This window comes from Arthrobacter sp. 05L417 (assembly GCF_056397865.1).
Map to the genome: position 1 here is coordinate 51,669 of NZ_JBFTOG010000025.1, position 12,076 is coordinate 63,744.

13 protein-coding genes are annotated in these 12,076 nt (G+C 61.4%); 10 read left to right on the plus strand and 3 right to left on the minus strand.

What is annotated here, in order from left to right:
* Window positions 1-770 precede the first annotated feature (770 nt).
* Window positions 771-1,376: a hypothetical protein gene (locus AC1DJW_RS17195; RefSeq protein WP_476901953.1), complete on the plus strand. Its 606-nt coding sequence runs from the start codon at window positions 771-773 to the stop codon at window positions 1,374-1,376.
* Window positions 1,377-1,417: 41 nt separating this feature from the next.
* Here AC1DJW_RS17195 and AC1DJW_RS17200 read toward each other — a convergent pair whose 3' ends face one another.
* The 3 genes from AC1DJW_RS17200 to AC1DJW_RS17210 all read right to left on the minus strand — a co-directional run bounded on the left by AC1DJW_RS17200 (window position 1,418) and on the right by AC1DJW_RS17210 (window position 3,690).
* Window positions 1,418-1,909, minus strand: coding sequence for a SipW-dependent-type signal peptide-containing protein (locus tag AC1DJW_RS17200; protein ID WP_476901954.1), 492 nt, complete (start codon window positions 1,907-1,909; stop codon window positions 1,418-1,420).
* Window positions 1,910-1,952: 43 nt separating this feature from the next.
* On the minus strand, window positions 1,953-2,978 hold the full coding sequence (locus tag AC1DJW_RS17205) for a signal peptidase I (protein WP_476901955.1): 1,026 nt from the start codon (window positions 2,976-2,978) through the stop codon (window positions 1,953-1,955).
* A 91-nt stretch (window positions 2,979-3,069) separates the two neighbouring features.
* On the minus strand, window positions 3,070-3,690 hold the full coding sequence (locus tag AC1DJW_RS17210; protein WP_476901956.1) for a TasA family protein: 621 nt from the start codon (window positions 3,688-3,690) through the stop codon (window positions 3,070-3,072).
* A 1,158-nt stretch (window positions 3,691-4,848) separates the two neighbouring features.
* Between AC1DJW_RS17210 and AC1DJW_RS17215 the strand changes: the two genes are divergently transcribed.
* The 9 genes from AC1DJW_RS17215 (at window position 4,849) to AC1DJW_RS17255 (ending at window position 12,054) form a co-directional block, all read left to right on the plus strand.
* Window positions 4,849-5,055 (plus strand): Flp family type IVb pilin, encoded by a 207-nt coding sequence (locus tag AC1DJW_RS17215; RefSeq protein ID WP_476901957.1) that lies wholly within the window; start codon window positions 4,849-4,851, stop codon window positions 5,053-5,055.
* A gap of 136 nt (window positions 5,056-5,191) precedes the next feature.
* Window positions 5,192-5,575, plus strand: coding sequence for a TadE/TadG family type IV pilus assembly protein (locus tag AC1DJW_RS17220; protein WP_476901958.1), 384 nt, complete (start codon window positions 5,192-5,194; stop codon window positions 5,573-5,575).
* Entirely contained in the window at window positions 5,563-6,561 is a 999-nt protein-coding gene (locus tag AC1DJW_RS17225) for a TadE/TadG family type IV pilus assembly protein (protein WP_476901959.1), read from the plus strand. The genes AC1DJW_RS17220 and AC1DJW_RS17225 overlap by 13 nt, the downstream gene beginning before the upstream one ends.
* A 21-nt stretch (window positions 6,562-6,582) precedes the next feature.
* Entirely contained in the window at window positions 6,583-7,350 is a 768-nt protein-coding gene (gene cpaB / locus AC1DJW_RS17230; RefSeq protein ID WP_476901960.1) for a Flp pilus assembly protein CpaB, read from the plus strand.
* Window positions 7,347-8,552, plus strand: a complete 1,206-nt coding sequence (locus AC1DJW_RS17235; protein WP_476901961.1) for a CpaE/TadZ family protein — start codon at window positions 7,347-7,349, stop codon at window positions 8,550-8,552. Before cpaB ends, AC1DJW_RS17235 begins: the two co-directional genes overlap by 4 nt.
* Window positions 8,549-10,027, plus strand: a complete 1,479-nt coding sequence (locus tag AC1DJW_RS17240) for a CpaF family protein (RefSeq protein ID WP_476901962.1) — start codon at window positions 8,549-8,551, stop codon at window positions 10,025-10,027. The genes AC1DJW_RS17235 and AC1DJW_RS17240 overlap by 4 nt, the downstream gene beginning before the upstream one ends.
* Window positions 10,024-10,974 (plus strand): type II secretion system F family protein, encoded by a 951-nt coding sequence (locus AC1DJW_RS17245; RefSeq protein WP_476901963.1) that lies wholly within the window; start codon window positions 10,024-10,026, stop codon window positions 10,972-10,974. Before AC1DJW_RS17240 ends, AC1DJW_RS17245 begins: the two co-directional genes overlap by 4 nt.
* A gap of 13 nt (window positions 10,975-10,987) precedes the next feature.
* Entirely contained in the window at window positions 10,988-11,863 is an 876-nt protein-coding gene (locus AC1DJW_RS17250) for a type II secretion system F family protein (protein WP_476901964.1), read from the plus strand.
* 47 nt (window positions 11,864-11,910) lie between these two features.
* Entirely contained in the window at window positions 11,911-12,054 is a 144-nt protein-coding gene (locus AC1DJW_RS17255; protein ID WP_476901965.1) for a Flp family type IVb pilin, read from the plus strand.
* Window positions 12,055-12,076 lie beyond the last annotated feature (22 nt).

Below are 12,076 nucleotides of genomic sequence, written 5' to 3' on the forward strand. Positions count from 1 at the left end.
AGTCCCATCGCTTTTCGCCGATGGGCTGTCCGAAGCCTATGAACGGTGATCGGAGCCGATAAGAGTGTGCGCTACCTATCTTTGCGGGCGAGCCCTTGCAATAACGGAATTCGGCAACATAGGGGCCGCAGGGGCATCTTGGAGGACGGGGGAGCGCGACTGGCGACGCTCCACGCAGTCGCGGGGCCGGCCTGTCGCGTTCAGTTGCCATCGTCCATAACTCGACGCTCGAAGACCTATACAAGATTGGTCCCTTCCATCGACCGCCACACCAATGTTCAGGCTCATGGGCGAGATCCAGTCGGCAGAGCTTGCCGTCCTTCCACCGCTTCGATGAGCTCCTGCGGGACCTCACGCCTTCCCTGGTCCGAGTGTGGCGTGTCTCGCCAGGAAGGCCGGCGTATTAGGCGAGGTAGTGTCGCGCATGGTCCGTCCTAGTTCCTAGGACGGACCATGCGCTCGTGTCTTTGGTAGATCTTGACCGATCGGCAGGAGGTTGCAATGTTTGCCTTGGAGTTGAGGAGTGCAGTTCGCTCGGGGAGCGGTCGGGCGCGGATCCGAAGGAAGCGGAAGCATGGGTGCAAGACCGTTTCGGACTGCGTCGTGCTTTTGAGCCCTTCGATGAGGAAGGCATTTGGGCCTCTCTGGAGGTCGGACCAGTTGAAACTCGTGAAGCGCACCAGAAGACAGGTCGCCGACACTCTTGCGAAGGCTGACGCAGGATATGTTTGCTCTTACGGGGCACCTTTGATGCTGGGGAGGGAATCGGGATGGACAATGGAGTGCCGTCACGGGAGGCGCCGCTGACGTTGCGGCAGGCAGCCCAGCGGGCAGGTCAGGACGTGCTGGCCTTCAAGGCCTTGGCCGACGGGCTTAACGGCGCGGCAGAGGATCTGCGCGTGCCAGGGAACCGCGGCGCGGCCCGGTATGACCCGGAACGGCTCCGTCGATGGCTCAGGGACAGGGAGGGGTCCGAGGAATCCACAAGCACTAAGACGGTGCAGATCACGGCGTCCTGGGACGGTGTGCAGTGGACGGTACGCCATGGGGAGACGTCTGTGAGTGCCACAGGACCTCGCCTGATGGCCGCTCAGCGGTCCCTGGCGGATCGGCTTGCCCGGGTCCTCCCGGTTGGTGGGGGCCGGATATTGTTCGACGTCGTTTATGAAGCGGATCGTCCTGCCACGCTCGCATGGGCGGAGGCGGAGTTCCTGAAGGTCCAGGCGGACGAGCTGTTGAATAAAGCCGGGCGGCTACGGGTGGAAGCGATCGTGGGGCTCATGAAAGAAGGCATGACCCCGCCCGAAATTGCCGAGGTGTTCGGGGTGTCTTACCAGCGCATCCAGCAGATCTTGGCCAACGCAAAACATAAATGAAAGTTCGGGGACCGCCGCTTTTACTCAGAGCGGCCGATGGGTCAGCACACGACTGTGCCTTGGAAGGGTTGGCCCGTCCACACGTTGCTGGAAGACACCGTGTACAGCCCGCGGATCTGGTACGTCCAGGTGCCCGCGGCGGCCGGGTGCTGCGAATATGACCCACCGGATGTTGTCACGACGGTACCGTTGGGGTCCGTCACCGTGAACTCGTAGCCCGTCGCGCGGGGAACTGTTCCGTAGCTGTTCACGGTGATGCTCAGCTTGCGCCCTGGAGGGCAGCTCGCCGTGACGCTGGCGCCGGTCGGGGCGGGCAGCGACATCGTCCCGACGGTCGTTTGTCCGCTCACTGAGGAGTTGAATGCGGCCCGGGCGATGCCGGGGGCGAAGACCAGTACCGCTGCCGCCGCCAGGACTGCGGCGACGCGCCCGGACGCAGGCGTCCGCCCGGCGTCTGCGGTGCTCCGGCTTCTACGCAAGGTCAGCGGCTTTCTGTCAGGCCTGGTGGTCCGTTCCATTCTTACCGCTTTCATGCGGTAAGGGCAGGGCACCCGGTTTGGTTCTGTGAAGTCATTTTCATGCGGCGCGGCGGGTGGTGTGACCGCCCAGGGCCTCTTCAAGCTGTGGTTGGTGCTGGCGGACGAGTTCCCCGGCTTGAATCGCCGCAGTGTGGTCGGTCATGACCAGGGCGTGTTCGAGGCGGACGCAGTGCTGTTCCATCCGGAGCGCACCGACCATCGAGGAGCTGGTTTTCAGGCTGAGCACCGCATCCATCGCGAGGTCGCTGTTGCCGGTGCTCAGGGCGTGGCTGATCTTGTCCACCCGCTGGGGCAGCAGCCTGGCGTAGGCGGCCGCGAACTTCTCGGCGGCCTCTTTGCTCTTCATCTCCCTGGCCAGGCGCTTGAGGGGGCGGCGATCAAAGGCCGGCAGGGCCCGCCTTTGACCGGCATCCCCAGCGGTGCCGGCGTCCACGGCGTCGTCGCCTTCGGGCTTTTTCCGCCAGATGGAGACGAGAACCATTACCACCAAGGCGGCCGGAGCTCCATACATCAGGACCTTCAGGACCACGGGATCACGAAGAGCGCGGATCGCGTTGCCCAGGTACGGGACGGTGAACACCTGGCGGTCAACCTGGCCACCAGCCAACGTTGCTGTCCAGGGGTCGGCGCCGTTGTTCGCGTCGCCCTTGGTGCGGACGGTGGCAGTGCCTTGGCTGTTCACCGCCAGGTCGATGATCCGGTGGGTCTCCACCCGCTGGTCCTCCACCGGAATGTGGTAGGTGATGATGTCCCCGACCTTCAGGTTCTGGACCGCGACGGGAACGGTGACAACCACGTCTCCCGGGTTGATCAGCGGCGACATCGAGCCAGTGAGCATGGTGCTGGTCTGGTAGCCCAGGACGCGGGGCCCGACGGCGAGAAACAAGAACGCAGCGACCGCAGCGACCATGACCGTGGTCGTGATGACGCTGACGATGGCCCGGGCAAACCTGGACCCGGCTCCCGGGTTTTTACCGGCACCGGGCTTGTCGGTGCCGGGGGTCGCCGTCGTGGTGGCTGTCAGGGAGACCCGCTGCAGGGGGCGGACCAGTGTTGCGGTCATGGCTGGGTCTCCGTTCCTTTAGGTGACCCTCCGCCGTCGCGCCCTTGTTCGGGGTGCGACGGCGGAGGGCCGGCGGCATGTGATCGCTTGTTTACTTATTGGTTGCGGTGCGCTGAGTGCCCGTGAAGTTGAAGGCGACGGTGCTGCTGAGCCCCTGGAAGGTGTTGTCAGCCGCTGCCGGGAGCGTGAGGGTGACCCGGAGGTTATCGGTCTGTCCCGCGTTGACCGAGGTGAGGTTGTTCAGCGCGATGTTGGATCCGGTGACGGCGTGGGACGCCAGCACCGAGGTGGTGGTGCCGGAGCAGGTGTAGGTGTACGCAGGGGCGGTGCCGGCCTCGGTCCACGCCACGGAGCAGGCATCGACGACCATCTGGAGGCCGTTGGTCGCATCGGTGTCCAGCTTGGAGGTCGGGGAGGCCGCGGTGGTCAGGGTGATTGCTGAGAGTGCCTGGTTTCCGGTGGCGTTGCTCAGGGTGGCTACGCGCTGGACGGTGTCGCCGGGGACGAGGCCGGAAGCGGCGACGCTGAGCCGGTTCGTGGTGCCGGAGGCGCCCAGGGCGATGTTGACGATGCCGGAGGCAACGGTGTTGCTGGCGGAGGTGCTGGAGGTGAAGGCACCGTAGGTTCCGAGTCCTGCCACGCCGGCAGCCGTGCCGACCAAGGCCAGGGAAGCAATGACTTTACCGGTGGTGGTTTTCAGGTTGAGACCCATGATGATTTTCCGTTTCTTGAAGCCCGTGAGACCGGGACTGTGCTGTCCGTTGGCTTCTACTTTCCGGCAGGAAGTTTAGGTAGCTGCAAGGATCCCTCAAGCTTTTGTTCAAGGTTAGTTAAATATCTGCTTAAGGCTATTGCGAGTGTTGAGCAGCTCGTCCTGCCGGTTCCAGCGACGGCGACGGGGTCGTATCGCTGGGTACTTCTTCAGTTCCCCGAGGCGACCCCAAAGACGTCCAAAGGCCCGTTCAGGCGCAACGTTACGATCAGCAGGGTCCCTGCGGCTTCGGTGAGCACCCGGCCGGATGTGTTGACTTTTGGTCCGCGCTCCACCGTGACAGTGTTCTCGGAAGAGTTCAGGGAGACCCATCCGGGTTGGCGGCATGACGGAGACTTCGGGACTTCCGGACATGTCCCCTCAGCATCTTCGAGGGGAACGGGAGCGCGACTGGTCCTCGCGATTTGACAGGGTCCAGTGGCTATCCAGCACTCCAAAGAAGCGATGGTCACCGGATGCAGGCACTGTCTTCGGGTCCTTCTTTGGACCGTCCAAGCCCCGCGGAACCGCTGTTCAGCTCCGGACTTCGCTCCTGTGAGCAGCTGCCGGCGGCGTCATTTCGTTCCTCGGGTACCTGATTCTTGGATAAATTTTCTCCGGACGGCCTCGGAGTGGGCGATGTGAAGCTCGCAGCGCCACTCGGAATGTACTTGGGCTACTTGGGCTGGAGTGCCGCATGTTCTACGTGGGTCTGCTGGGATTCGTGATGGGCGGGCTGACGACGGTGCCGTTGTTGCGCCTGAAACGCCGGAATCAAGCCCGCGGAAGTCGCCCCCGGCCTGCCATGTTCGCTGCAGCCAATGGGGTTGTCCCTTCTTCCCCCTTGAGGCACTGGCCATCCTTTCAGGCTCCATTTCAAGAGCAGGAGTCCCCACCCGTGCCCGCGTTTAGGTAGTACCTAGCCAGAAAAACCAAGTACCCGGGCGACTCCATTCGAGTAGTTCACGCAGCACCCGGCCGAAAAGACGAGTACACCTACGCATTGCCAGTTAACCATCCAAGAGGCAATTCTTGTCCTATCGAAATCCGAACGCCAAACGGGATATGCAGGCAACTGGAATTCGTAGACAAATCCACTTATCTGGGAAGGTTTTTCCAATGTCAACTCTCATGATCTCCACCCTCGCATTCATCGCCGGCATCAAAGACAAGCTCACCCCCGAAAAGGGCGCAACGGCAACTGAATATTCGCTGCTGGTCGCCTTCATTGCTTTGGTCATCATCGTCGGCGTCACCGCTTTCGGCGGCGCACTCAACACCTGGTTCAACAGCCTGGCCACCACTGTAGGTGGATGGCACTCCTAGTAGGCACGTTCAGCTTCAAACTGACTCTTGGTGGAGTGCCGCGTCCGCTCAACGCGGACGCGGCACCTCCATTTCCGGGAAGTTTCTTCCCAAACTTTGTTGAATCCTGAAGCTGCTTAATCCTCTGGGGGATAACATGATCCGCAGCAAAGAAAGACCAAAAGGAGAACGCGGAGCCGTCGCTGTGGAATTTGCGCTCATTGCGCCAATTCTCTTGCTTTTGATTGTGGCGATCGTTGAATTCTCCTATTTCTACAACCTTCAAATCTCGGTCACCCAGGCAGCCCGCGAAGCCGCCCGCACCATGGCAATCACAAATAACACCGGGAAGGCGCAGGCCGCGGCTGTGGCCGGTGCACCGAGCATCAGTCTTTCGCCCAGCAACGTCGGCCTCTCGGGCTCTTGTACTCCGGGAGCCACAGTGAAAGCCACCGTGACTTTCAGTGCTCCTTCGCTGACCGGCTTTTTCACGCCATCGATCACCGTCACCGGGCAGGGGGCCATGCAATGCAATGGCTGACACGCAACATCAAGAACGATGACCATGAGCGCGGTGTCGCCGGCGTCATCGTGGCACTCATGATGCTCGTCCTGATCGGCGTCGGAGCCATGGCTGTGGACGTCGGTCAAATCTATGAAGAACGGGCCCAACTGCAGAACGGCGCAGATGCCGGCGCCCTCGCCGTCGCGAACAGCTGCGCTAAAGGAACCTGCAACACGTCGCTGGCCGGCCCCCTGGCCAACGCCAACGCCAACGACGGTGCAAGCACCGTGAAGTCCGTGGATCTGAGCGTTGCCGGCCAGGTGACCGTCACCACATCCACCAAGGACGGCACCTCCGGTGCCGGCTATCTAAGCAAGATGTTCTCCAGCGCCCTCAACACGCCAGCCGTCACTGTCGGTGCCAGCGCCACGGCGAGCTGGACCACGGTTCCTGCGCCAGGAGACTTTCCACTGGTCTTTGACCAATGCCAAGTGGGCCCGGCATATGCGCCGCCAGGAACCACCGTGATCATCAAAGAACACGGTAAGAGCCCGTGCGTTGGCAGTCCGTCCGGTCACCACATACCAGGAGGCTTTGGCTGGTTGGCTGAAAACGGAACATGCCAAGCCATCCCCGATGCCAGCGGATGGGTCAATTCCACGCCGGGAAACAGCAAATTCCCCAGCGACTGCAAGTCAGTAACGGACGCGTGGAGCGCGGCAATCGACTTCTCCCAAAAGAAATTCGTTACCGCCTATTTTCCGCTCTTCGACGATGGTTCCAACGGTGGCGCAAATGGACAATTCCACATCATTGGATACGCAGTGGTGGAAGTGCACGGCTGGGATTTTGTGCAGAACTCAGATGGATTGCCTCCCGGGAAAGCCGATCCAGCCTGTGCCGGACTCGGTGGCAGCAACCGAGGGATTTGCGGCAAGTTCCTGAAAACAATTCCGTCGTCGGCGGCCAGCTTGCCAGGCGGGCCGTACTACCAGACATCCGTTGTGACACTCATCAAATAGTGCATTTCTAAGGGGAATAAAGTGAAAACTCGCCTACTGGGAGGCATCGCTGCGCTTGTCGTAGCCATCATTGGAACAGTGATGCTCGTGTTCTACGTCCAGGGCGCCGACAAGCGCGCTCTGGCAAATACGGAGACCGAAGACGTCTACGTCATCCAAAAAGAAATTCCCGCCGGCACTCCCACCACCAAATTCGGGGATGCCGTCATCAAAAAATCCGTCCCCAAATCGGCAATCGCGGCGGACAGCGTCAGCAGCCTCGGAGATCTGGGCTCCAAGGTTTCTTCGATCGACTTCATGCCCGGTGAACAATTGCTCGCCACCCGCATGGTTGATCCAAGCAGCCTCGCCGGTCCCGGCAGGGTGGAAGTCCCCACGGGGCTTCAAGAAGTCACGGTCAAACTGCCCATCGAACGCGTAGTCGGTGGGACAGTGAAGGCCGGAGACACTGTCGGCATGATGCTGTCCTTCAAAGCCGACGACAAATCCAGCTCCCCTGACCAGACGGGCTTTACCTTCCACAAGGTCCTCGTCACCGCAGTCCAAGACGCCAGCGGAACGATCTCGGACAACAGCAGTTCCGCGTCCCAGGGAAGCGGTGGTTCCCTGAACGCCAACAAGACCGCAAATGCAAACAGCGGCTACCTTGTGACCGTGGCACGCTCCGCCGTCGATGTCCAAAAAATCGTGTACGCCGCGGAGTTCGGCACCATCTATCTGAGCAAAGAGCCCTCGGGCGCCACGGAGGCCAACTCCGGCGTCATGGACCGGGGAAGTGTATTCAAATGAGCCGCTTCGTTCTCATCACACCTGACGTTGACTTCGAACGGCGGGTCCGCTCGGCAACTGCCGGTATGAGTGGCAGCCTCCAATGGTTCCAGGCCGACTACTTGCCCGCCGGACCGCGGGAGATCCTGGACCAGCTCCTCGGAGAACCACCTGAAGTACTGATTTTGGGACCGGGCCTGGAAATCGACGATTCCCTCAAGCACGCCTCCATACTGGATCTCCAGTTCCCGGAAATCAGTGTGGTGCTGGCCGCAGAGCAGAGCGAATCACTGGCCCTGTCGGCAATGCGCTCCGGTGTGCGGGACATCCTCTCCCCCGCTGCCGATTCGGACACCATCCGTGTCATGGTGGAACGGGCAAGCCTCGCGGCCGCCGGCAGGCGGAGAGGGCTTGCCCCCAACGCCATCGAGACGCCGTCGCAGGCTTCGGGCGGGCGAATCATTGCCGTCATGTCGCCGAAAGGCGGCGTGGGCAAGACCACGGTGGCCACCAATCTGGCGGTCGGACTTGGGGCCCTGGCGCCGATGGGGGTGGTGATCGTGGACTTGGATCTTCAGTTCGGCGATGTGGCCAGCGGATTGCTGTTGAACCCCGAACACACCATCACCGACGCGGTACTCGGTCCTGCCAGCCAGGACTCCATGGTGCTCAAGACCTACCTGAGCGTTCACCCGGCCAGCATCTACGCGCTCTGCGCCCCCCGCAATCCGACGGAAATGGATCGCATCACGGCCCAGCACGTGACCAGGTTGCTGGAACAGCTACGCGATGAATTCCAATACGTCGTGATCGACACAGCTCCCGGGCTCGGCGAACATGTACTCGCTGCGCTGGAGAGCGCAACAGACGCAGTATGGGTTTGCGGCATGGACATTCCGAGCATCCGAGGATTGCGGACCGGACTGAACATTCTCGACGAATTGCAGCTGCTCCCGCAGTACCGGCACGTGGTACTGAACATGGCAGACCCCAAGAGCGGGCTGGCCCTCAAGGACGTGGAAGCGACCATCGGGGTACCCGTGGATGTTGCCATTCCCCGATCCCGGACCCTTCCCTTCTCCACCAACAAGGGCGTCCCGCTGCTCCAAGACGGGACGCGAGATGCCGCCACCAAGGGCCTACGGCTGCTGGTGAAAAGGTTCCGGCCGAATTGGGACGAGCGATCACACAAGCAGTTGCACAGAAGGGCGGTTGTCCAGTGAACCTCTCACGCAGACTCGAAAGTCGTCGTTACGGCGCCGGCTCGGGCGCGGCACCGGAAGCGATGGCAGTTCCCGATGCGGTGGCGCCAACGGCGACAACCCTCGGCAGTATCCAGGAGGTGAAAGCGGCAGAGTCCTCAAGCGCCATGGCCCACTCCGAGGAAAACACGCCGTCGACGATCCTTGCCAGCGAAGCTCTCAACGACCTTAAGGAGCGCGCCAGCAAGACCCTGTTTGAACGACTCGGCTCCAGGCTCTCCGATTCCTCCCTCGAGGAGGCGGAACTGCACCGGTACGTCCGCGACGAGCTGAAGGTCGTTGTGGACGAGGAACAGGTGCCGCTGACGTCCGCCGAACGGCAACGACTCACAGCAGAAATCATCGACGACGTCCTGGGCCACGGCGCCATTCAGCGGTTCCTGGACGATCCGGAAGTCACGGAAGTCATGGTGAACCGCTACGACAGCATCTACGTGGAACGGTACGGGCAGCTGTATAAGACCGAGGCCAAGTTCTCCTCGGATGAAGCCCTGCGTCGGGTCATTGAGCGTATTGTGTCCAGGGTCGGGCGGCGAATCGACGAGTCGTCTCCGCTTGTGGATGCACGGCTGGCTGACGGCTCCCGCGTGAATGCCATCATCCCCCCGCTTGCCGTCAACGGGCCGTCGCTGACCATCCGGAAATTCGGCCGCGAGGCCCTGACCGTCAACAAACTCATCGAATTTGGCAGCCTATCACCGGAAATGGCTGAACTGCTCAGCGCCTGCGTCCTTGCCCGGATGAACATTATCGTGTCCGGCGGCACAGGTACCGGCAAGACCACGCTGTTAAATGTCTTATCCTCCTTCATTCCTGCGTCGGACCGGATCGTCACTATTGAAGATGCCGTCGAGCTGCAGCTCCAGCAGGAGCACGTCGTGCGGCTTGAGAGCAGGCCCGCCAACATCGAGGGACGCGGTGAAGTCACCATCCGGGATCTCGTGCGGAACTCACTCCGCATGCGCCCGGACCGCATTGTGGTGGGCGAGGTCCGCGGAGGAGAGTCCCTGGACATGCTTCAAGCCATGAATACCGGCCACGACGGCTCCATTTCCACGGTCCACGCAAACTCGCCCCGCGACGCAATCGCCCGCTTGGAGACTCTGGTCCTCATGGCCGGGATGGACCTGCCTCTCCGGGCAATCCGCGAACAAGTCGCCTCCGCCGTGAACCTGATCGTGCAAATCAGCCGCTTGCGGGATGGAACACGCAGGGTTACGCACATCACTGAGGTCCAAGGCATGGAAGGCGATATCGTCACCCTCCAGGACGCCTTCGTGTTCGACTACTCAGCCGGGGTGGATGCCAACGGCCGATTCCTCGGCAAACCGATCCCCACCGGAGTACGTCCCCGCTTCACGGACCGTTTCGCGGAGCTCGGTATTTCCATCTCTCCGGCAGTATTCGGTGCCCACATGGTGGGAGGCTCACGATGAGCGATGCAGGAAACCAGATCATTTGGCTGGCGGGCGGGTTGGGCCTGGTGTACCTCGCCCTGCTTCTTCTGGTGCTAGTGGTACTTAGGTCAAGGAAGCTCGACGTCGAGAGGCGGCGTCCCGATTCGCCGATCCACACATCCACGCTGACCCGGATCACCGACGGGGCGAGGGACGCCATCCAGACACGAATTCAATCGCGCTCTGGTGGATATCTTTCCCGGGCGAGGTTGGATGCCGCCGGGTTGAAGAAACAGCCGGCCGACTACGTCTTGATAGCCGGCATCATGACGGTTTTCGCCGGCACCATCGGCTTCACGCTCGGTGGCCTCGCCTTCGCGATCCTCATGGCGCTCGTCGCCCTTGTTTCGCTCACTGCGCTCCTCAGCGTGCTCATATCCAGACGTTCGGCGAAATTCGACGAACAGATACCCGACACCCTCCAAATGATGAGCGGAGGAATGCGCGCCGGGCACAGCCTCTTGCGCGCGGTAGACGCAACTGCCCAGGAATCCGAGGCACCGATGGCCGAAGAGATGAGCAGGATCGTCAACGAAACCCGGATCGGCCGGGATCTGGGAGCATCCCTGAACGACGTCGCCATCAGGACGAAGAGCGAAGATTTCGGCTGGATCGCCCAAGCAATCGAAATCCATAGGGAAGTCGGCGGGGACTTGGCCGAAGTCCTGGACCACGTTGGTGAAACGATTCGTGACCGCAATCAAATCCGTCGACAGGTCAAGGCGCTAAGCGCGGAAGGCCGGATGTCAGCGCTGGTGCTGCTCGCGCTGCCGGTCTTGATGTTCATCCTCCTGCAATTCCTCAACCCCGGCTACGCCCACATCTTTACCTCTACCCTGCCCGGCTACATCATGCTAGGCGTCGCAGTCGTCATGCTCAGCCTGGGTGCGCTCTGGTTGAACCGGCTCATCAAGCCCAAGTACTAGGGAGGATTTCACCATGCAACTCATCGCTTATGCGGCCATGTTGGCCATTGTGGCCCCCGTCTCCTGGATGGTCTGGCTCGCTTTCACCGGGGACAGGGCAGGGCTGCGCAATATCCAGGCCAATCTGGGCGAACGCGCGGCGGCTGCCCCACAGTCCGGCAACACAAAGGACCGTCTGACGGCATTTTCACGGCAACTTGCGCCGGACGGTTACGTTGCCTGGCTCGACATGCAACTGGCCGGGGCCGGGCGGCCGAAGGATTGGCCGCTGGGGCGGATCCTGATGATCAAACCGCTGTTGGCGCTCGGCGGCGCAGGGTTGGGACTCCTGCTGTTCCTCGGAGATCGGTCGGTCGGCCGTCTCCTCCTTGGCCTTGCCGTCATTGCTGTGGCCTACTTCGTGCCGGATCTGTTGATCCGTTCCAATGCCCAAAAACGTCGGGCAGCCATCCGCCTGGAACTGCCCAACACGCTGGACCAGATGCTGATCGCAGTCCAAGCCGGGCTGGGCTTTGAAGCGGCCATGGCCCGCGCCGCTGAAAACGGGAAAGGCCCGCTGGCTGACGAGTTCATCCGGACCCTGCAAGACATCCAAGTGGGGCGAAGTCGCAAGGATGCTTACATGGACCTGTCCCAGCGCGTAGATGTTCCCGACGTTCGAAGCTTCATCCGAGCCGTCGTCCAAGCCGATACTTACGGCATTGCGATCGCCAAGGTCCTCAAAGCCCAAGCACAGGAGATGCGGACCAAGCGAAGGCAAGCGGCCGAGGAGCATGCCATGAAGATCCCCGTCAAGATCCTGTTTCCACTGATCTTCTGCATCTTCCCCACGCTGTTCCTCATCCTATTGGGCCCGGCGGTCATGAAGATCATCGCTGCATTCTCCTAGAACCACATCAACAACTGCGCTGCATCAACGAGCAAGGAGCGGTCGTCATGGAAAAGAAGTTCAGGCAGCTGATCAATCAATCTTCTTCTGCGAGTGAGCAGGGACCGACGGCCACGGAATACTCAATTTTTGTCGGTCTTCTCGCTATGGTCAGTGTGGGCAGTGTCGGATTTTGTGCAGTTCTGCCCTGAATGGCTACTACGACGCGCGGGC

Excerpts from the sequence above, each read along its gene's own strand:
- AC1DJW_RS17195 (WP_476901953.1), top strand. The coding sequence starts at position 771 with ATGGACAATGGAGTGCCGTCACGGGAGGCGCCGCTGACGTTGCGGCAG.
- AC1DJW_RS17200 (WP_476901954.1), bottom strand. The coding sequence starts at position 1,909 with ATGAAAGCGGTAAGAATGGAACGGACCACCAGGCCTGACAGAAAGCCG.
- AC1DJW_RS17205 (WP_476901955.1), bottom strand. The coding sequence starts at position 2,978 with ATGACCGCAACACTGGTCCGCCCCCTGCAGCGGGTCTCCCTGACAGCC.
- AC1DJW_RS17210 (WP_476901956.1), bottom strand. The coding sequence starts at position 3,690 with ATGGGTCTCAACCTGAAAACCACCACCGGTAAAGTCATTGCTTCCCTG.
- AC1DJW_RS17215 (WP_476901957.1), top strand. The coding sequence starts at position 4,849 with ATGTCAACTCTCATGATCTCCACCCTCGCATTCATCGCCGGCATCAAA.
- AC1DJW_RS17220 (WP_476901958.1), top strand. The coding sequence starts at position 5,192 with ATGATCCGCAGCAAAGAAAGACCAAAAGGAGAACGCGGAGCCGTCGCT.
- AC1DJW_RS17225 (WP_476901959.1), top strand. The coding sequence starts at position 5,563 with ATGCAATGGCTGACACGCAACATCAAGAACGATGACCATGAGCGCGGT.
- AC1DJW_RS17235 (WP_476901961.1), top strand. The coding sequence starts at position 7,347 with ATGAGCCGCTTCGTTCTCATCACACCTGACGTTGACTTCGAACGGCGG.
- AC1DJW_RS17245 (WP_476901963.1), top strand. The coding sequence starts at position 10,024 with ATGAGCGATGCAGGAAACCAGATCATTTGGCTGGCGGGCGGGTTGGGC.
- AC1DJW_RS17250 (WP_476901964.1), top strand. The coding sequence starts at position 10,988 with ATGCAACTCATCGCTTATGCGGCCATGTTGGCCATTGTGGCCCCCGTC.
- AC1DJW_RS17255 (WP_476901965.1), top strand. The coding sequence starts at position 11,911 with ATGGAAAAGAAGTTCAGGCAGCTGATCAATCAATCTTCTTCTGCGAGT.